Source organism: Bradyrhizobium sp. Ai1a-2 (assembly GCF_000426245.1).
Classification (GTDB): Bacteria; Pseudomonadota; Alphaproteobacteria; order Rhizobiales; family Xanthobacteraceae; genus Bradyrhizobium.
On sequence record NZ_AUEZ01000082.1, the window covers coordinates 1 to 20473 of the forward strand.

17 protein-coding genes and 1 pseudogene are annotated in these 20473 nt (G+C 61.9%); 4 read left to right on the forward strand and 14 right to left on the reverse strand.

The window, feature by feature from the left end; translation table 11 throughout:
* A pseudogene (locus tag K288_RS47440) lies at window positions 1-964 on the reverse strand (IS110 family transposase); the annotation flags it as partial.
* 128 nt (window positions 965-1092) lie between these two features.
* On the opposite strand from K288_RS47440, the gene K288_RS47445 reads away from it, so the two are divergent.
* Window positions 1093-1434 (forward strand): thermonuclease family protein, encoded by a 342-nt coding sequence (locus K288_RS47445; RefSeq protein WP_152535821.1) that lies wholly within the window; start codon window positions 1093-1095, stop codon window positions 1432-1434.
* A gap of 707 nt (window positions 1435-2141) precedes the next feature.
* Here the strand turns inward: K288_RS47445 and K288_RS0135080 are convergent.
* The 12 genes from K288_RS0135080 to K288_RS0135135 form a co-directional block, all read right to left on the reverse strand.
* Complete coding sequence (locus K288_RS0135080; protein ID WP_027583742.1) at window positions 2142-2396, reverse strand: DUF2274 domain-containing protein; 255 nt, start codon at window positions 2394-2396, stop codon at window positions 2142-2144.
* Window positions 2397-2399: 3 nt separating this feature from the next.
* Complete coding sequence (locus K288_RS0135085; RefSeq protein WP_027583743.1) at window positions 2400-3689, reverse strand: TrbI/VirB10 family protein; 1290 nt, start codon at window positions 3687-3689, stop codon at window positions 2400-2402.
* A complete protein-coding gene (gene trbG, locus K288_RS0135090) occupies window positions 3686-4711 on the reverse strand; it encodes a P-type conjugative transfer protein TrbG (protein WP_027583744.1) in 1026 nt (341 codons plus the stop codon). Before trbG ends, K288_RS0135085 begins: the two co-directional genes overlap by 4 nt.
* Complete coding sequence (gene trbF, locus K288_RS0135095; RefSeq protein WP_027583745.1) at window positions 4708-5412, reverse strand: conjugal transfer protein TrbF; 705 nt, start codon at window positions 5410-5412, stop codon at window positions 4708-4710. The genes trbG and trbF overlap by 4 nt, the downstream gene beginning before the upstream one ends.
* Window positions 5413-5415: 3 nt before the next feature.
* The gene (gene trbL / locus K288_RS0135100; RefSeq protein ID WP_027583746.1) at window positions 5416-6579 is read right to left on the reverse strand and encodes a P-type conjugative transfer protein TrbL; all 1164 of its coding nucleotides are present in this window, start codon (window positions 6577-6579) and stop codon (window positions 5416-5418) included.
* 11 nt (window positions 6580-6590) lie between these two features.
* On the reverse strand, window positions 6591-7346 hold the full coding sequence (trbJ, locus tag K288_RS0135105; RefSeq protein WP_051334901.1) for a P-type conjugative transfer protein TrbJ: 756 nt from the start codon (window positions 7344-7346) through the stop codon (window positions 6591-6593).
* Window positions 7347-7382: 36 nt separating this feature from the next.
* Window positions 7383-9965 carry a conjugal transfer protein TrbE gene (trbE, locus tag K288_RS0135110; protein WP_027583748.1) on the reverse strand — a complete coding sequence of 861 codons (2583 nt, stop codon included), beginning with the start codon at window positions 9963-9965 and terminating at the stop codon, window positions 7383-7385.
* Window positions 9959-10216: a VirB3 family type IV secretion system protein gene (locus tag K288_RS0135115; RefSeq protein WP_027583749.1), complete on the reverse strand. Its 258-nt coding sequence runs from the start codon at window positions 10214-10216 to the stop codon at window positions 9959-9961. The genes trbE and K288_RS0135115 overlap by 7 nt, the downstream gene beginning before the upstream one ends.
* Entirely contained in the window at window positions 10216-10485 is a 270-nt protein-coding gene (locus K288_RS0135120) for a TrbC/VirB2 family protein (protein ID WP_244443375.1), read from the reverse strand. Before K288_RS0135120 ends, K288_RS0135115 begins: the two co-directional genes overlap by 1 nt.
* 113 nt (window positions 10486-10598) lie before the next feature.
* On the reverse strand, window positions 10599-11582 hold the full coding sequence (gene trbB, locus K288_RS0135125; RefSeq protein WP_027583751.1) for a P-type conjugative transfer ATPase TrbB: 984 nt from the start codon (window positions 11580-11582) through the stop codon (window positions 10599-10601).
* Entirely contained in the window at window positions 11575-12126 is a 552-nt protein-coding gene (locus K288_RS47450; protein ID WP_051334902.1) for a hypothetical protein, read from the reverse strand. The genes trbB and K288_RS47450 overlap by 8 nt, the downstream gene beginning before the upstream one ends.
* A 12-nt stretch (window positions 12127-12138) precedes the next feature.
* Window positions 12139-14160 carry a conjugal transfer protein TraG gene (locus tag K288_RS0135135; RefSeq protein ID WP_027583752.1) on the reverse strand — a complete coding sequence of 674 codons (2022 nt, stop codon included), beginning with the start codon at window positions 14158-14160 and terminating at the stop codon, window positions 12139-12141.
* Between the two features lie 430 nt (window positions 14161-14590).
* Between K288_RS0135135 and K288_RS0135145 the strand changes: the two genes are divergently transcribed.
* Window positions 14591-15262 (forward strand): hypothetical protein, encoded by a 672-nt coding sequence (locus tag K288_RS0135145; RefSeq protein WP_027583753.1) that lies wholly within the window; start codon window positions 14591-14593, stop codon window positions 15260-15262.
* Window positions 15259-15849: an RES family NAD+ phosphorylase gene (locus K288_RS0135150; RefSeq protein WP_027583754.1), complete on the forward strand. Its 591-nt coding sequence runs from the start codon at window positions 15259-15261 to the stop codon at window positions 15847-15849. Before K288_RS0135145 ends, K288_RS0135150 begins: the two co-directional genes overlap by 4 nt.
* Window positions 15850-16140: 291 nt before the next feature.
* Here K288_RS0135150 and K288_RS47455 read toward each other — a convergent pair whose 3' ends face one another.
* Window positions 16141-17937 (reverse strand): relaxase/mobilization nuclease and DUF3363 domain-containing protein, encoded by a 1797-nt coding sequence (locus K288_RS47455; RefSeq protein ID WP_043161517.1) that lies wholly within the window; start codon window positions 17935-17937, stop codon window positions 16141-16143.
* Between the two features lie 1072 nt (window positions 17938-19009).
* Here K288_RS47455 and K288_RS0135165 point away from each other — a divergent pair.
* Window positions 19010-19852, forward strand: a complete 843-nt coding sequence (locus K288_RS0135165) for an SPASM domain-containing protein (protein WP_027583755.1) — start codon at window positions 19010-19012, stop codon at window positions 19850-19852.
* Window positions 19853-20473: the final 621 nt, after the last annotated feature.

Genomic DNA, 20473 nt, shown 5'->3' on the forward strand with positions numbered 1-20473 from the left:
CACCCAGTTTCCGCGCGAGAGCGACCTTCGCGCGCTTCATGCCGCGCCGCCGGGCCACATCAAGGGCTCAGCGCTTGAGGCCGGAGAAGCGCGTTGCGCGCGTCAGCATGATGTGAGCCGCCTCAAACAGCGCAGTCCGCACCATCGCGTCGCCAACCTTGCTGACGCCCCCATCCTGATCAGTCTCGCCGGACTGATATTTTTTCGGCGTCAGCCCAAAGTAGGGGCCAACGGCGCTTGACTTTCCAAAGCGTGTTGGATCATCCACGGCCGAACGGTAGGTCAGAGCGACCACCGCGCCCACGCCAGGAGTCGACATCAATCGGCGGCAGATCTTGTCGGCGCGCGCGATCTTGAGCATCTCCCGATGAAGCTTCGTGAACTCGCTCCACAACGCCGCCCGTGCCGCCAGCATCCCATCAATCACGATCGACAACATGGCGTGTCCGACGATCAATTCCCGAATGCGTACATCAAACCGGCCGCGGCTCACCTCACCCACCTTGAGCCCATAGCCGCGAAGAATGCCGCGAATGCTGAGCTCGACGTCGAGAAGCTTGCCCTGCAAAAGCTTGCGGCCAACCAACAGGGCGCGGGTATCCTGGGCCGGCGATGATTTGGCATGCACCGGGCGATACCAACCCATCCGCAAAAGTTGCGCGATGCCGCGCGCGTCCTTCCGGTCGGTCTTCACCGTCATCGCCGAGAGTGCCGCCTTCACATGCCGGGTCTCCAGCAAAACCACCTGACAGCCAGCCGCGGCAAGCGCGGTGGACAGTCACTGCGACAGCGGCCCCGCCTCGAGCCCGATCCGCTCGATCGATAGGTTCAACTCGCCGAAATACTGGACAAGATATTCGGGTTCGCTGGCCAGCTTGACTCCCCGCACCACCTTGCCCGTCCCGTCGACAATGCACACGCTACTCTCTTTCAGGGAGACGTCGATTCCGGCAAAATGCTCCATGGCTGTTCCTCTCCTGATGCTTGAGGCCGATCGCTCGGACCTCGTTTTCAACCTCATCATTCTGAGGGACAGCTACCTACCCTGGTTACGCCCCGCGAAGGCCGGCCCATTACGGCGTCTAGGCCAGCCTGCCGCATCGTTGTGGTGCAACGGCCGCGAACGCCCTCGGCGCCTTCATTGCGCGAAGGCCGGTGACCTGCGTACCTGTCTCGTTGGATCAGTACGGGCGCACCGCAGCGACGTGCTCGGTCGGCGGGATTGACCTCGCGGACTGGCTGGTTCGCAGCGGCTTCGTGCTCGATTGGCCGCGCTATTCCAACGGCAAATATGCCTCCGCTCAACGTGATGCCGAGAGAGCTGGGCGAGGCATCTGGGCTGGCAGCTTTGTCGAGCCATGGCTGTACCGGGTGTGCATTCGAGCCGGAGCCCGGTCAGCGGCCTGCTCGGACGACGCCAGCGTGCATCCGTGACCCGGAGCCGTCGGGCCGCCATGCTCCGGCGTGCGCGTCGCAAGCTCAACGCGATTAACTTGGTCACGTCGGTCTCCTGAAAGTTTCACGCGCAAATTTCTGGTGCCCTCCCGGCATCATCATCGCAGCCGCGATGCGAACCATGCCAAGGCGCGCCGCGGCTTTCGACCTCAAAACGGATGAAGCTTGCAGCGAGTTAATCTGCCTTATGAGAAAGATATTTGCAGGGGAGGACAGCGGGCCAGCCCCGCCAGCCCATATGCTGAAACCAGGGCCTATCGGGGCCCGGCTCCGCTATGAAGGCATCCGCGCCGTCGCTTACGATACCGAGCACTTTTCGTCGCGTCGCGTCACGATCCGCGAACTCACGCAGCTCCGCGCCCTCCGAAGGGCTTCGAGACAGACTTGGGGCTGCCGAAACCGATGGGGCACTAGACCAGGATATACGCCGGCAAACGCAACTGAGCCGATAAACGCTCTAATTGCGCGGACTCTTGGCCCAGACAATCTCGGCTTGAAAATGCCGAGAAACATGAACTGGAACAGCTGCGCGACCGACTTAGACGGTCGTTGGACCTTGTCTCCGAATGCCTTGATAGCTTCCGGGGAGGAGGCCACTGATATCAGTCGATCATTTGAACCATTGATGATGCGCGAGGTGCTTCGGCGATGTGAGAAGTAGAAGCACCATGAGCGTGGAAGCTATCCTATTCTGAGGATGAGCGGTCTCCACTTGCAAGAGGCATGTGACGATCGGTCGATCTTTGTTTCGCTCTCTTGAATCCAGCATCGCTATCGAGAAACGCCTCAAGCATGAACGGTATCAGCTCCGCGACTTCCTCCCGGCTACCATAAGTCTCCGTGTAGAAATCGGCATATTCGCGCAGCCGCTTGGCAAGACTCGGCGCCAACACAACATTCATTTTCACCGACGTCCGATCAGGTAGCTTCGCAAGCTTCATCCCTCACCTGCCCTTCGCCACCGTCTGAACGTCCTGGTACGGCTTCAGTACTAGATCCTTCGAAACAATCACCCGTAACGGCCATCCGGGCCGCACCGTGATCGTCGGCTGTACATCGAGCTCACGCTCCACCAACCGCTGCCCGGCACGATTGGTCGTCTGCTGCGTGCTTTCCCGCAGCGCCTTGACGAGATCGCTCTCATCGTTGCCGATCGAAAGCTGGGTCCCGACCCCGATCAGGGTTGCCAGAGCGACGCCTTTGAGCAGTTGCCAGGTGTGAAAGTCCACCTCATCCTCAAGGCCAGCATAGCCGGCGACGTCGGTGGCCGGAAGGTTCTCGATCACGATCGAATTGCCATTCGGTAGGATGAGCCTTGTCCAAATCACCAGCGCCCGCTTCTGACCGAATGCAACAACGCTGTCGTATTTGCCCACTAGCCGCGTCCCCTGGGGAATCAGGAGATGCTCACCAGTGACCGTATCGTAGACGTTCTCGGTAACTTGGCCGATGGTAGCGCCGGGCAAGTCCGAATTGAGCCCCGTAGCCAGACTAGCCGGAATGATCGATCCCGCCATGACCGCATAGGTGGACGGTGCAGGCACAAGAGCATGGGGATTGGTGGTCTCGGTGTCCGCCTTTGCTCCCACAAAGGCAAGCTTCCGCGCCTGAGATGAGGGAATGATCTCGCCAGAGCGGTCAACCATTGCCCGTGCCGCCTGTGCCAACTCGGCGGCAGACGGAGATGAATCAGGAGCCGGCGGGCGGAAGATGGACGCCGAATTGGTCGCAACCTCGGCCGTGCTCGCCTGCTTCCTCCTCTCCTGCTTCTGCGAGAGGCGAAAGAACAACCCTGATTCCTTTGCCTGTTGGGCGATCCGCGCTTGCCTGATCCGCTCTGCCCGCTCGGCATCCTCTTCCGGATTGGTGCGGAAGCCGGTCTCAGGCGTTGCAGCCACCCCGGCCTTCTTCTCGTTCTCGGCAAAGGCTCGACCGACATCGCCAGGTGATGGTGGCCCGAGCCGCGGTACGGAGGGCGGCACGCCCTCATACGACTTGGGCAGCTTGTTCAACCCCTCAGCAGTCTGCTTCCGCTCGGTGTTGTAGAGCTCCGCCCGCTCCTCGCCCTTGAACAGGCGTGGCGGACGCAGCGCGACGATCGTCGCCCCGGCAATGAAGAGTGCGGCGACCGCGCAGCCGATCATCAAGGCTCGCCTGTTGAGGCGTCGGATCGGCCTCGGCCGTGCCCGCAGCTCCAGGGGCTCAGGCGGATCCTGTTCCGGCCGATCCGTCATACGGCGCTCCCGGTGCTGATGGCCTGCGACACCGGTCGCGCATCGAGACGGATGATCCGGACTGTGCGCTGCGGGCTCTCCCCCAGACGCAGTTCGGCGGCACCGAACATTCGGTCGACAATGTAGTAGGAGCCCCGAACTCGATAGTTCACGAGATTCGGGCGACCGTCGGCTCCCGCCACAAACAAAGGTGGCGCCTCCCCCTGAGACAGGCCGGTCGGCATCTGGATATAGACCTTGCGGCCGTCGTCAAAGGCGCGCAGCGGCCGCCATGGCGGATCGTCTCCCTCGATGCGATATCGGAAATTGAGACTGTCGAGCCGCACCCCGCGGTCAGCGACCCGCTGCTCGTTCTCCTGGGCAGCCGCATTCTGCTTGTGAAGCGCGACAAGCGTATCGGTAGGATAAGTCCAGGAGATCGAGGCCATGTAGGTCTGCTTGGTCGAGACGAGCTCCAGGTGGTACGTGCGCCGATCGGTCAGGACCACAAGATTGGTTTGAATATCCGGCAGCGTGGGCTTGATCAGGATGTGGACCCGCCGGGTGTTCCCCCGCCCGCTCGCAGTATCGCCAACCACCCAACGCACCGTGTCGCCTGTGGAAACATCGATCAGCTCTTCGCCGACCTGGAGCGCGACGGTCGAGACCTTCTCGGGGCTTGCGTAAAGGCGATAAAGTGCGCCCTCGGTCCAGGGGTAGACCTGGATGGCATTGATGTATCCGGCCCGCGTCGGCTCCATCCGTGCCGCCTTGTTGGCCTTGGCGATCGCCTGCTCGGGCGGCAGCTTCTCCTCCTTCGTGCCCTTTGTCGGATAAGGCTTGAGCTGACCAGGCAGCGGTAGGATCTTTGGCGTTTCAACCACCTCGACCGGCTTTGGCGGCTCTGCCTCGGGGCTGGCCTGCTCAAATGTCATTTCGTCATAGGGTGCCTCAAGGTTGAGTCTGGTCGCGCATCCGCACAGCATCAGCGACAAGACAAGCACGCTGGCCGACGCGAGCTTCGTGGGGGCGGCGGATTTCATTTGGCGTCTCCGATGAGGTCGCGCGACCAATTGAGGGAATGAACGTAGAGCCCGAGGGGGTTCTTCCGCAGCGTCTCGGCATCAGTTGGCGGCTTGAGCACCGTGGTAATGAGACCAGTGAAGCGCTCGGTCTTCGCGATCGAGCCGTTCTCGTAGGTGTTTTCCTTCCAGCGAATCTCGAAACTGTCGCTGGAGGCGCGCACGACCGAGGTGACCTCGGCCGTCACCGTCTTGGACCCGATCTTTGCAAACGGGTCGGTTTCGCGCGCGTAGTCGTTCAAGGCCTGGGCGCCGCGGTCGGTCGTAAAGTCGTAGGCGCGCAGCCAGTTCGTCCGCACGATGACCGGGTCGATCGACAGCGAGCGGACGTTCTCGATGAAGCGCGCCAGAAAATGCGCGATCTGCGCGTCCGACGGCTGGTAGCCTTCGAGCGCAGGTCCGACCGCGCGGACCTCGCCGAGCCGATCGACCTCGACCACGTAGGGAACCACGCCGGAGCGGGCGATCTGGGTCAGAATCGTCAGGCCGAGCACAGCGGACAGCCCGATGGCTGCCAGCGCTGCGAGCCGCCAGTTGCTGGCCTGAACACGCGCGGAGCCTAACCGCTCGTCCCAGACCTGGGCCGCCCTCTGATAGGGCGTCACCGGCTCCGGCGTCTCACCGTACCGAACGGAGACGCGACGAAAGGGATGGCCTGCCATGTCTCAGTCCTCCCCAAGCTTCGGCCCCGAGGAATGGCCGCCCTTGTCGCCCTCTTTGAGCGTATGGGCCGCGAGCTGCGCCGCTTCTCTGACCTGGCGCCGCCGTGGTGCCGCTGATGTCCCCGCCGCTCCTGATGCAAGTCCGTCGCTTACCGAGCTCGCGCCGCCTGCGCTGGAGAGCTGCTCTGCCGCCACGGTACGGGCTGGACTGCCAGCAGATGAAGTCGCTCCACTGAGCGACGCCGCAGATCGAACCGCCGCCATCGATCCGCCGGCGGCCATGCGAAGTCCGCCCGCGGCAACCGCGCCGCCACCGATCACGACTGCCGCAGCGCCCGCCACCGTTCCGGCAGCCGCGCCGGCACCAAGCTGAGGCGCACCCGAGACAAGGCCCGCCGCAATTCCGGGCCCGAAGATGCCAAGCCCGAACAGCGACAGCGCCGCCAGTAGCAAGCTCATCGCCGAGGCGACATCGATCGGCCGCGTCAGGGTGCTGGAGAGCTGGCCGAAGATGGTCGAGCCGATGCCGATGATGATCGCAAGCACCATCACCTTCACGCCGGAGGCCACGACGTTGCCAAGCGTCTTCTCCGCCAGGAACGCGGTCTTCCCCCACAATGCAAACGGCACCAGAATGAAGCTCGCAAGCGTCGTCAGCTTGAACTCGATCAACGTGACGAAAAGCTGGATCGAGAGCACAAAGAAGGCCAGCACGATCAGGATCCAGCAGAACAACAGGATCAGGATCGTCGGCAGGTTGGTCAGGACGTCAAAGCCTGTGAACTGACTCGTCTCCTCCAGAAGCGGGTGCGCGGCGGTAAAGCCTGCGGAGGCGACAAAGCCCGGGCGCGCCAGGTCAGCCGCGGTCAAGCTTCCGCCCGACGCCTTCAGCCCGATGCTGGAGAACGAGTTGAAGATGATGTCGGCGAGGCTCTTGAAGTTGCCGATGATGAAGGCGAACGCCCCCACATAGAGCACCTTCTTCGCCAGCGTCACCAGGATCTGGTCATCGCCGCGCGCGCTCCAGGCGAACCCCGCGAGCGTCAGGTCGATCCCGATCAGGGTCGAACTTAAGAATGAGACATCGCCGGATAGGAGTCCAAAACCTGAATCGATGTAGCGCGAGAAGGTCTCAGTAAACCGATCAATGACGGAGAGATCAGCCATTGGATGCCCCTCTACTTACCGCCGGTGTAGGCATGGCCGTCGCCGATGAAGCGAACGAACCGCTCCTGCGCAGCCGCGACGGATGCCTGCTGCTCGGCGGCCCGCAACGTGTCGGCGCTTGCCTGGGTCAGGGACAGGGTCTGCGCCTGCAGGGCCTGTTTGAGCTGCAGGCCAAGCAATTCATTGGTTGACTGCTGGGCCTGCACCGATCCGCTTGCGATTGACGAATTCGCCATCAACGTGCCCAGCGTCTGCCGGTCCTCATCGAGCGTGGACGCGATCGTTGCCTGGGTCACAAGCGACTGCTTCAATCCCTCATAGCTATTGTCCCAGCGCGCTGTCGCGTCCTGCACCATGCGATCCGAGGACGCGGCCGCCGTGTACTGCCGGGGATAAAACCGCCCAAAGTCGCTTTGGGATTTCTGAACGTCGAACGAAAGGCCTTTGGCCTGCGCGATCAGACCGTTCATGCGAGCGATCGTGCTCGTCAATTGACCTGCAACGCTCGACGGCAACCGCTGGAGATTACGGGCCTGGTTGATGAGCATCTGCGCCTCGTTTTCGAGGCTCCTGATCTGGTTGTTGATCTGATCGAGGGCCCGGGCGGCGCTGAGCAGGGTCTGGCTGTAGTTCCAGGGGTCGTAGACGATGGACTGGGCCCTGACCTGTGACATGCCTTGAACACCGACCGACAGCGACAAGGACAGAGCCATCGCAGCCCTGGACGGAACGAGCGGACGGAATCCGCAAAGACGAGATCGCAGCATTACTTGCTCCAGTGTCTGAAAGAGCTGAGTTGCGCGTCAGGACCGGCGCGCCTGTTCGAAGGTCCTGATCAGGTTTGCAGCCCAGTGCAGATCGCGCTCATCGAGGTAGCGCTCGGCAAAATGATGCGGGCCGGTCTTGGCCAGGACCGTCTCGATGACCCGCTGATCCTCAGGGGAGGATGCCGCGGCGAAGGCCAGCGCCACCGGCCCGAGGCCAAGCTCGAACAGGCGGTTGCCCGCGCGCGACTGCAGGTAATAGTCGCGCTTGGGAAAGGCTTCCGCGATGAGCCGAATCTGAGTGTCGTTCAGACCGAAGCGGCGATAGGTCTCGGTCTGTGTCGGTTCCAGCGCGCGTGGATTGGGCAGAAAGATCCTACTCGGGCAGGATTCGATGATCGCCGGCGCAATCTGACTGTCAACAATATCGGCAAGCGACTGGGTGGCAAAGATAACAGCCACATTCTTCTTGCGCAGCGTCTTCAGCCACTCCCGGATCCGGCTTGAAAAAAGTGGATCATCGAGAAACACCCAGGCTTCATCGAGCACCAACAACGTCGGACGGCCGTCGAACCGCGCCTCGAGCGTATGGAAAAGATAGGTGAGAACGGGCGCGACCAGGCCCGGCAGCGCCATCAACTCCTCCATCTCGAACGTCAAAACGTCGGCGCCGGAAAGGCGATCGGCATCCGCATCGAGAAAGCGCCCGAACGGACCTTCCAGCGTGTAGGGCTGCAGCGCCTGCCGCAGCACATCGCGGGCAAGTAGCGCGACGAGGCCGGTCAAGGTCCGCTGGGAGACGGGCGCAGAGCCAAGGCTCTTGAGCGCCGACCAGACGGTCTCCTTGACCTCCGGCGTCACGGCGACGCGCTCATGGGCGAGAACACCGCACAGCCAATCAAGCGCCCAAAGCCGCGCCGCCTCCTCCCCGACATCCTTGAGCGGCTGGAACGCAATCCCGCTTCTGGCGCCTAACTCATACCAGGCTCCTGACACTGCGAGTGTCATCGCCCGGGCTGAGCGGCCCTTGTCGAACGTGATGAGCTGCGCATTGCGATAGCGGCGAAACTGCAGGGCCAGAACGGAAAGCAGAACCGATTTGCCAGCCCCGGTCGGACCGACGACAATGGAGTGCCCGACGTCCCCCTCATAAAGCGATAGCCGAAACGGGGTTGCTCCCTTGGTCTTGGCGATGAGGAGCGGTGGCCCATCGAGGTGCTCGCACCGTTCCGGTCCGGCCCAAACCGCCGACAACGGACACATATGGGCAAGGTTGAGCGTATGAACGATCGGTTGGCGGATGTTGGCATAGGCTTGCCCCGGCAAGCTGCCGAGCCAAGCCTCAACAGCATTGACGCTCTCGCGGATTGTGGTGAAGCCCCGGCTGTTGATCACACGCTCAACAGCGCGGATTTTCTCATCGGCGGTGCGCGAGTCCTCATCACTGACGGTGACGGTCGTCGTGATGTGGCCGAAGGCGACGAGGTCATCGCCAAGCTCGGACAATGCGGCATCGGCGTCGGCGGCCTTGTTGCCGGCATCGGTGTCGATGAGAACGGCCTGTTCGTTGAACATCACCTCCTTGACGATGGCGGCAAGCGACTTTCGCTTGGCGAACCATTGACGGCGGTAGCGCGACAAGGTCGCGTTGGCCTGTGTGCGGTCGAGAGGCAGAAAGCGGGTCGCCCATCGATAGGGAACTCCTAGCCTGTTCAGTTCGTCGAGCAGGCCCGGAAAGGTGACCGCGGGAAAGCCGAGCACCGTCAGCGCGCGCAGATGGCTATGGCCGATGGCCGGTGATATGCCGCCGGTCAGGGGCTCATCGCTCAGGAAACAATCGAGATAGGCTGGAATATCCGGCACGGCGACCGGATGTCGCTTGGTCGAGACGCAGCTATGCAAGTAGGTCAGGGTCTCCTCGTCGTTCAGGGGCCAGATCTCGGGCAGGACCGAGGCCATCAGGTCGATCGCGCGATCGGCCTCCTGAATGAAGCGCTGAAGGTGATCCCGATAGCTGTGTCGGTCGTGCTGCTGGCGAGGTTGGATTTTGATCACCCCGTCCAAAGCCTTGTCCTGTTCAGGATCATCCTCGTACTCCCGATCGTGCGCAGGGTGGGGTCGTCCGCTGTGACGCCATCGCGTTTCCCCCTGCCTTTCCCGCGGCCGTTCCAGAAAAAGGCTCTCCAGCCGTGAGACCCGCTCGGCCGGCGGCAAATACATCAATGTCAGATGCAGCACGCTCTCGAAGTGCTGCCCGCGCGGTCGAGAAGGCTCATCCCAGCCCTCGTTGGATCCCTCAAACGCGGCGCGCCGTTCTTCGTCGACGAGCCAGGACACCGCATCCGGAAACTGCGAGCGCGGATAGTCCGAGGCCGGAATCCGCGTGGCATCGAAAAACAATGCCCAGCCCGAACCAAACCGCTTCAGCACGTTGTTGACACGCGAGGCCACGCTCATCAGCTCGGCCTCGGTCGCACTGTCGAGATCAGGTCCCCGATAGCGGACGGTGCGCTGGAAACTGCCGTCCTTGTTCAGGATCACGCCCGGTGCAACCAGGCAGGCCCATGGCAGCCAATCGGCGAGCCGGTACGCATGACTGCGGAATTCTCTCAAGTTCAGCATGCAAGCCAGCCCTTATGCTTGGTGTGGCGGATGGCGACTTCGACGAAGGCCGGGTCGCGCTTGGCGAGCCAGACCGCGATGCCATGGCCGGTGATCCAGAGCACGAGGCCCGCGAGCCACAGCCGCAAGCCGAGCGCAAGCGCGGCTGACAATGTGCCAATCAGGATGGCGGCAGCGCGCGGCGCGCCACCGATCAGAATCGGTTCGGTGAGTGAGCGATGGAGGACGAGTTCAAAGCCATGGGGGCGCATCAGATCAATGCTCCGCCGCCGAACGAGAAGAAGGACAGAAAGAACGAGCTCGCTGCAAAGGCGATGGAGAGGCCGAACACGACCTGAACCATCCGACGGAAGCCACCTGAGGTATCGCCAAATGCGAGCGAGATGCCGGTCACGGTGATGATGATGACGGCGACGATCTTGGCCACCGGACCCTGAACCGATTCCAGGACCCGCTCGAGCGGAGCTTCCCACGGCATGCCAGAGCCGGCGGCTTGGGCGTCCGAGGCGGTCGCGAGCATGCAGGCCGCGGCGGCGCCGACCTTGATCAGGATTGGTCCGTCCACCTTGCCGGCGCTACGCAGGCGAAGACGCGCATATGCGTGCAGTCCAGTCAGCATGTGATGGTCTCCTTTCAGGGACGATGGCTTGTGTTTGGAAGTCCAGGCGAGGTTTCGAGCAGGTAGTCGCCGGAAGGATCGAGGCCTTTGAGTTCGGCGATGGCCTCGATCCGGCGAGCGGGCCCCCGTCCCTTGATGAAGACGATCAGATCGATCGCCTCGGCAATGAGGCGGCGCGGCACCGTGGCCACGGCCTCCTGGATCAATTGCTCGATGCGATAGAGCGCTGCACGCGCCGAGTTGGCGTGGACGGTTGCGATTCCGCCGGGATGGCCGGTATTCCAGGCCTTGAGCATGTCGAGGGCTTCAGCGCCCCTCACCTCGCCGACGATGATGCGGTCAGGCCGCAGGCGAAGGGTCGAGCGCACGAGATCGGCAAGGCTTGCCACACCCGGCTTGGTCCGCAGCGTGACGGCATCCTTGGCATCGCAGCGCAGTTCGCGGGTGTCTTCGATAATAACGATGCGCTCGTCGAGCGAGGCGATCTCCGCAAGCAGCGCGTTGGCAAGCGTGGTCTTGCCCGAACCGGTACCGCCCGCGATCAGGATGCTCCGGCCTTCAGCCACCGCCACCGTAAGCACCTTTGCCATCAGCGGCGACGCGATCTGGGCCCGGACATAGTCGGATAGGCGGAAGGTCGTTGTCGCAGGCTTTCGGATCGCAAAGCAGGGCGCAAGCGAGACCGGCGGCAGGACACCTTCGAAGCGCTCGCCGGTTTCGGGCAGCTCCGCCGAGATGATCGGCGAGGCCCCGCTCGCCTCCGCCCTGACGTGGCTTGCGACCAGGCGGATGATCCGCTCCGACTCCTGGGCCGTCAGCACGACTCCGGTGTCGGCGCGGCCAAATTTGTGCCGGTCAAGCCAGAGCTTTCCGTCGGGATTGACCATGACCTCGACGACATCCTCGTCTTCCAAGGCAAGGGCGATCGCCGGTCCCATTGCGGTTCGCAGCATGCCGCGGCGCCGTTCGCGGGTTTCGGGCGAGAGAAGGTCAGACATCGCCGACCTCCTCTCGCCCAGCTGGAGACAGCCCCGGCTGCTCACCCGCCGCGTGCTGCGAGTGGAACTCGGTCATGCCCCCTTCAGCGGCTCCCAGAGGAGCCCCTTCCTCGATATTTCGCATGAACAAATCCGGCTTCGACGTCGTGATGCGGTCCATGACGTCTGCAACGAGCCTGCCGCCGGAGGCGACGCGCTTGCCGACCTGGGCGACAAACATGTCGAACCGCTCCCGCCCGAGCGCACGCGCCGCGTCCTGATCGCCCGAAGGCAACGGCGGCGTAATCGTCAGGTAGTAGCGGACGAACAGCGCGATGGTCTCCGCCATCACCGAGAGGTCGCGTTCCGTGCGCTCCAATTGCCGGCTGATGCGGTCGAGCCTTCTGACCAGCGCCGCATCGCCGGCGGTGTCGCGCTCCGGATTGAGGAAGCGATCGAGCGCAGCATCGACGATTGCGGACTTGTTGGTTCCAGGGCGCCTGGCCGCAAGCTCAAGCCGCTGCGCCACGCTGTCGGAGACATAGGCTGAAAGTTTGGGTTTCATGGCAGACGCCCGTCAAAAAGCAGGGAGAAGATCGTCGTCATCGCGTGTGACGGCGTGGGCACGACGAATTGCGCTGGAGGCATTCGCCGCACGCTGCATCTGGCTGCGATCGGCATTCGCATCCGTCTCGTCGTCGAACAGCCATTCTTCGCAAGGTCGGCTCTCGTCGGCTGCGAATGACGGCTCTTCAAACAGCGTGAGCTGCTGCTTGAGGCCGCCATCCTCATTTGCGGCCTGCATCAGCTCGCGATATGGCAGGGTCGCCAGGCGGAGATCGACGAAACGCACTTGATCCTGCCAATCGCCGCGTCGGGCGGGCGGCAGATCCGGATAAATGTTGCAGGCAAGACGCGGTGGCGGAAGGAGCCGCCTCACAAAATTTAAGTCCTCGTAGTGCCGGAGCTTGCTCGCTCGGACCGGGACAAGGCCCGAGACCAGGACGATCGCCTCATCATGCGGCAACTGCATCACTTCGCCGGGCGTGAGCAGCGGCCGCGCCGTCTCCTGGCGGCTGACCATGACGTGGCCAAGCCATGGCGCCAGCCGATGGCCGGCATAGTTGCGCTGCGCACGCAATTCCGTCGCGGTGCCTAACGCATCCGAGATGCGCTTTGCCGTGCGCTCATCGTTCGCGGCAAAGGCGATGCGAACGTGGCAATTATCCAGGATCGCGTTGTTCTCGCCGTAGGCCTTCGCAATCTGGTTGAGGGACTGCGCGATCAGGTAGGCGCGGATTCCATAGCCCGCCATGAACGCAAGCGCGCTTTCGAAGAAATCAAGCCGGCCAAGCGCAGGAAATTCATCCAGCATCATCAAGAGCTGGCGGTTCTTGCCGGCAGTCGCGTTCAAGTTTTCCGTCAGGCGGCGGCCGATCTGGTTGAGGATCAAGCGGATCAAGGGTTTGGTGCGGCTGATGTCTGACGGCGGCACGACGAGATAGAGCGTGACGGGCTTGTCCGCGCTGACCAGATCGGCAATTCGCCAGTCGCAGCCTTCCGTGTTTCGGCTGACGATCGGATCCCGGTAGAGCCCAAGAAAGCTGACGGCTGTCGACAAGACGCCCGAACGCTCGTTCTCAGACTTGTTGAGGAGCTCCCGTGCGGTCGCGGCAACGACGGGATGCACCTTTGGCTCTGTTTCGGTCCCAAGATGATTGGTGGCCATCATGATCCGCAGCGTCTTCTCAAAGAACTGCGCGGGATCGGCCAGGATCTCCGTGACACGGGTCAACGTCTTCTGTTCTTCGGCATAGAGGACGTGGAGGATCACGCCGACAAGCAGCGAATGGCTGGTCTTCTCCCAATGGGTTCGACGTTCGAGCGCCCCTTCTGGATCGACCAGGATGTCGGCGATGTTCTGAACATCGCGCACCTCGGCCGCGCCCTTGCGGACCTCGAGCAACGGATTGTAACGCGCGCTTTGTGGATCGGTCGGATTGAACAACAGGCAATGCGAGAAGCTGGACCGCCAACCGGCGCTCAGTTGCCAGTTCTCGCCCTTGATGTCGTGCACCACCGCAGACGAAGTCCAGGACAACAAGGTCGGCAGCACGAGCCCGACGCCCTTACCCGAACGCGTCGGCGCAAAGCACATGACATGCTCCGGCCCGTCATGACGCAGGTAGTTGTTCTTGAGGCGCCCCAGAAACACACCCTTGGCCGCGAAAAGGCCCGCGTCCTTGATTTCCTTGAAGGCGGCCCAGCGCGCCGAGCCGTAGGTCGTCACGAGCTGATTTTGCCGCGCGCGCCAGACCGAGTTGAGAATCGCAAACAGTGCACCCGCAGCCCCACCGGTCGCAGCAATGGCCCCGCCCTCCTCAAAGATCTCTGGCGCATAGGCCTCGTAGGCAAACCACCATTCGAACAAGCGCCAGGGCAGATAGACCGGATAACCTGAAAGCGAGAACCACGGTTCGCCAAGCCGCTCCTGGAATCCAAGAGCAGATGCTGTCCACTGCGTCGCACCCCACGTTGACGCAACGACGATGCCGAACACGACGACGATCTGACCGACATAGATTTTTGCTGGAAACATTCGGCTCGCCCCATTCACCCGCGTCCCAAGTGAACGGCGCGATGAAAAGGGCGAACGGGCTTCGTGTTCAATCGAAATAAAAAATCGTGCTGTCGGCGAGCGCGATATTGATCAAGCTTTGTACACGGAAGGAATTTTCGATCATGATCGAGACAGCATCAGCAAGTGCCTCAACAACTCGTGAGCCGTTGGTCCAAACAGGATTTCGCTGATGGTTCGCGTCTCGAATGCTCGCAAGTGGTTCGCCTCAACATCGAATCGACCTTGCGAGTCGCTTCGGCGAACGATCGCAAGCATATCTGATCTACGGCGACGGTAGTGGTACTTAGCCGGGGCTCGCGAAGATAGGGGTGTTAAAATACCTTCAACATTGGTTGCGATAGTTGACAAAGTTGCTCCGGCCCCCCATATTTGCGGTGGAGTTCAGGTCATGCCCAAGACGCAGTCGAAACCTTCCCCCGCCGGAACCAAACGTACGTCCGTTCACGATGACGGCGTGATGATGGTGCTTAAGCACAGGCCGGCCGCTCTGAAGAACCTCGCTCTTCCCGCGGACGCTCAAGTCGCGATCGTTTCCAAAAGCGCGACGGCCCTGCAGAAGATCCGTGAGCGCAACAAGCAGCTGGCTGGTCAAGCGTTCCGGTTCTTCTCCGAAGCCGGGAAAAAGGCGGCTGTCGTCAACAAGGAGGCGTTCGCGCCCGACGCTCGCGCTCTCGCTGTCCTTGAGGGAGTCCGCATTGCGCAGGAGGATCTTCGGCGATCAGGGGGCGCCTACGATCTGGACCAGGTCAGAACGCTCCTGCGGGGCATCTCTCGGCAGGCCATCGACAAGCGCGTGCAAGAGGGCAGCCTCCTTGCTGTTCCAGGTCCCAGCAATCACAAAAGCTTTCCGACCCTTCAGTTCAACTCGGACGGCACTGTCGTCGAGGGTCTGAAGTCCGTTCGTGAGGCTCTGCCGACCAGCAATCCCTGGACCGTCCTGAATTTTCTGGCTCAGCCCGATGATCGGCTGAATGGCCGTAAACCCATCGATCTGCTCAAGGAAGGCAAAATCGACCTCGTGGTCGAGGCCGCCCGGCGAATGGCCCAGCAAGGCGCGTGAGTGCACCGCTGCCGCCGGACGATCTGGCTCGCCGCCGTCCCCGCCTGGTCCGACTGCGGCGGGGCACCGTCATCCATCGGTTTTACACGGCCGACTACGATCCGATCTTTTTCGACACGTCGCGCCTGGGCCGGCTGAACGCCCCTGACGGGGCCTACGGCGTTCTCTATGCCGCGCGGGAAGCATATGGCGCATTCGCAGAGACGTTCCTTCGCGTGCCAGGCCGAACTCTGCTTGATGCCGGCCTGCTCCGGCGCAAAGCATACGTTCGTCTCGAAACTACCACAGACCTTGAGCTGATCAGGCTCGCTGGCCCCTCGCTTGCGATCCTCGGCGCGACGGCTGAGGTGGTACATGGCGGGCTGCCTTACGACGCGCCGCAGGCCTGGTCGAAGGCACTCTTCGACCATCCGCTTCGTCCCGATGGCATCGCCTACTACGCCCGCCACGACGACGAAGGCCTTTGCTACGCGATCTTTGACCGCGCGCGCAGCTCGGTCCGAGAGATCGACCGACAGACCGACCTGGATCAGGATTGGTTCTGGCAGCTCGCGCGGCGATACAAGGTCGGACTGGCGCCCGGCTGACTCTCCTCGCAGCCGGCCGAGCCGCGAGGCAATTTGGGCCGCAATGGGCGTTCCCCCCGAGCTGACGAACCAAGTTGGTCAACGTGTTGGGGCAAGAATCACTCAACCCTTCGGCCGAACCGCCGAAACTGACTGCAAGGCAAGTTATGCTAGTTTCGTAAGAGCAGTATAACCATCGATGATTTCCGAATCTTAGCGCATGTTTCTCAGCCAGCTTCTCGCGAATCGCAAGCGGGAAGCAGCCGAGAGAACCGGCGAGCGCCGGGCGAAGACGATACGGCTCCTTAACAACTAGCGCCCGATCCCGCGTTTCATTCCGATCGACCACGAAATCCCCTCCCCGCCAACGCTGCCCGTGACGAGCTGTCCGCGAGCGCGCTCCAGAACCGGCCGCCATGGCACGAGCGCAAAATCATGCGAGCGCTCGATCACAGCGAACCGACCGCTGTTCAGCGTCAGCATGCGGCGGTACACGCCAGTGACCTTGTCGTCGGCGTTGACCTCGACATGCTCAAGTCCTGTTCGGGCGGAAATCTCCGCTGCAGTCCGGGCAAGTTCACGAGTCTGTAGCGTCCGTAGTAAATCCCGCGCATAGCGGACCTGGCCACCACGCTCACGGGCGAGCCCCTGCTCCATCAGCCATTGGCGCCTCGCACGCAGCGCCGTCTCGACTTCCGCCCCCATCCCGGTCGATCCAAGAGCCTCGGGCGCTTTGGCCAGGAGCTGGCGATCGAGCCAGGTCGCCCCCACGCTTTGCGGCAGGTCCTGAAGACCTTGCCACGACAGCACTGCAATGCGAACCGGATTGCGTGAACGGCGGAGCGCCTCATATCGGAGCGCCCGGTCAAGATAGTCCCCGCCGACGCTCCAGCTGCCGTCAGCGAGCCTGTCCACCATCCCTTCGCGCCGCAGCGCTTCCAGCCTGCGCACATGGGATGCGACATACTCGCCCGATGCCTGTGGGTCGAACTGACGGTGCAGCCGGTCGCTGTAGATGCCAGGGGCAGCGGCGATCTTCGCGATGGTGCAGTCGATCTCCCGCGGCTCGGCCGGACGAGACCTGAGTTCGACGATGGTATTGCGGACAGGCGGCTCATCATTAGCGGCAAGAGTACCAATCTCGGCATAGTGTGTTCGTCCGTCGATCCCATCGAGCACCACATAGCGACGTTCCCTCAATTCGTCCGAGAATCCTTCGCCTACGATCCTCCCGATCAGGCGCTGGCCGCCCTGCTCCGGATCGAAAATCGCGCAAGTGCTTCCTGCCCGCGAAAGTCCTGCTGCGCCAAGCTCCCGATGCATGGTCTTGATGATGTCACCGCGTTCGCCCATGCGCCTGAGCTTTGGCTCGAGCTCAGTATCGATCCGCCATCGACCAGGGCTTTCCTCTTCCGCAAGGCCCATCCGCTCGAGGGTTCGCAGCCGCCCCATCCGTGCCGTCTGCCAGGTGGGTTCGCTTGCGGGTCTTGCGCTGAGGCCGAGCCTCCCTTCGACCGCGTCGCGCAGGATGGCGCGATCGAGGCGCGTGAATCGCTCGGCGGCGATCTCCTGCCCAATTTTGCGCGCGGCTTCGATGTCCGTCTCCGGTCCGAGCTCGCGGGTGACGAGATCCGACGCCCGCGCTCGCAAGCCGTGAGCAATATAGTCACGGGCGATGACGAGGTCTTCTCCTGCGTCATCCTTGCCGCGCAGGACGATGTGGCTGTGCGGATGGCCCGTGTTGAAATGATCCACCGCGACCCAGTCGAGCCTGGTTCCCAGGTCCCGCTCCATTTGCCGCATCAGGTCGCGGATGAAGGGCTTCAGATCCGAAAGCTCGGCGCTATCTTCTGGCGCCACGATGAAGCGAAACTGGTGGCGGTCCCCACTGCTTCGCTCGGTGAACGCCTTGCCATCGGCGCGATCGCTTCCCGCATCATAGAGCTCCCCCGGCTCGCCGGCGCGCGTAACGCCGTCGCGCTGCACATAGCGCAGATGCGCGCGGATGGGCTCGGCGACGATGCGGACGCCCCTCGCCTGCAGGCTGAGGGTGATGATCTCGCCTTGGAAATCGTTGCCGACCTTCCTGAAAGAACCGATGGTAGCCATGTCACTTCTCCTTGAGTTGTGTCGAGCCCGCGACCACCGCGGCCTCGATGGCGATGAACAGGCCGAAGGCGATCGGCGACGCACCCGCTCAAGGGCCGAAGCGCAGCGGAGGACGGCGGCGGAAAGACTTTCTTGCCTCGGGAGGAATGGGCTTTGCCCAGGGGAAGAAAGTCTTGACGACGGCGTTGGGGCTCAGACGATCGAGGCGCAGCCGGTCTTCGGCCAGATCAAGCCATCAAGAGGCGAGGTGCGTCACGGGCTGAACAGCCCAGGAGAAGACGTGAGCAAACATCGGACTTCAGGATGTAAAAGGTCGGCTCGTTCCAGCGCAGGACAGAAATCGCGTGCGGGAAACACACGATCGTTGCCGCGATACCGCCCTGATTGCAACCGAGCGCCCGTCCACTGCAGTCGTGCCGAATGACGGGCATCCTGGCCCTGTGGCGCTCCGACGATGCCGTCCGAAGTTTTCTTCGCAGAGACAAGGACGGACGGATGACAACCCTGACGCGTGAGTGCGGCTGCGTCCACTCGGAACTTGCACCCGGCAGATGCCCGTCACAACCACGGGAAAGAGCTTGGAGTCGGTGATGAAGCGGTAGGGCTTAGGATGAATGCGAGCGCTCTTTCATCCTGCTCCTTAAAGGGCTTGAATCGCACGTAGCGTCATATTGTAGGATCTCCAAGGTCGCGGACGGTCTCTGGCAACGCGAACCGACACCAATCGGTATCTGGCGATGGCATGGACAGGGCCGTCCGTTTGACACTGCTGTGACAAATCTCGCGGCTGAGTTGAGCTGCCCGCTGGTGGACAGTCGCACCGCCGATGTTTGTTGTCAGAGGTGAGACAATGACGAGCAATGCCGTTGATGTATGTGTAGCCGGGAGCGGAGCGATCGGCTCGATAACCGCCCAGGACATCGCCGAAATAAATTCCAGGTGCTCGTTCCGGACCCTCTTCCCGGCGCCTCACTGGCGACTGTCCAAAGTGCTATAGCCAAGGTCGACCTTCATCGGGAATCAGTTTGTTTCGGATATTTGAGCCAACCGGGAAAGTGGATGAGGATATCCGATGAGTTTACAGGACTTGCGCTCTGCCATCCCCGGCGGCAGGGTCTTGGAAGTGACTACGACGACAGGCTGCATCGTCGGATGTTCTTATTGTCCGCAGGACAAGTTTGCTGCCCGGCAAAGAGCAGTATCTCATGTGAAGCATCTTCGTCTTGAAGATTTCAAGCGGTGTCTGGCGCGCGTGCCGGCAGCTGTCGACATTAGTTTTGCCGGCTACTCGGAGCCTTGGCTCAATCCGAATTGCACCGAAATGGTCGAGCATGCTTACGCGTGTGGCCACGACATCCGGATTTTCACGACACTTGTGGGAATGAACGGGCGGGATCTACGACGCTTGCTGGCGCTGCGCTTTAGGGTTTTCGTGGTCCATGTTTTCGATGATGGCGCTTACATGAATAGCCGCCTCGTCAGGCAAAAGTATTTTGATTTGATTCGTCAATTGGTCGACGCCGACATTTCCTCGATTAGATTCGTAGTCGTGGGTGAGGTCCATCCCAATATCGTTGAGATCGTCCCTGCCGAAGCGCTAGTTCGCACGTCCGCGCTGAGTAGCAGGGGTGGAAGCGTCGATCCTAAGATGGTTGAACCACGACAGTCAGTTGTCGGAGCACTGACATGTGCTGACGAACGACAGTATCGGAATGTTCTTCTCCCAAACGGCGACGTTACTCTCTGCTGCATGGATTTTGAGCGGCGCCACGTCTTAGGCAATCTTCTGCGCGAGAAATACGAAGAGCTGTTCGAAGGGCCAATTTTTTGCGAAATCGTTGATCGCATGAATGGAATGGAGGGTTTTCTGCTTTGTAGGATGTGTGAATTTGCCGAACCAAAAGCGTCATGCTGATTTCGATGCCGGCGAACTGCCTTGATGGGTGGGCCGGCGCGAATGCAGATTTTTCGATTGCCCCCTTGGGGCGGCATGCCCCCTCTGACATCCGCGATTGAATTTTGATGGACTGGGTACTGTTTTCTACCAGTTCGTTCTCTGGCGAGCGTGTCACAACATCACGGAGCAATGGCATGATGACGTCACATCAAAATCAATCGGCATTGCCATCACGCTGCCACCTTCTGAAGCTTCCAGGTGTCACGGCATCGGCGCGCGGCTCGGATTGAAGAAGGGATGCTCGCCTTGCTCGGCTTCGGCCTCTGAGAGACGAACGAGCCTCGGGGACGTGCTGATCTGCCACACGCCCGACAAGGGCAAGGCGACGAAGGGGCGCGACATTTGGTTTTGATAGCGCCGGCACCGGCACCATCGCAGGTTGCGCGGAGAAACGGCTGATTGCCTTGAGCACGCGTCCGGCTGCTCCTCAGGCTGCAAACGGCCGCCGGGAATGGCAGTAGCGCAAGCTGAGGAGTTGAGGACGCGCCTTCCCCGAACGGGCCTGCAGAATTGTCCCAGCCATCTCGGCCACTGTGGCTCAAACTCATCAGTCGGTTTGCAACAACACTCGTGGTTCCG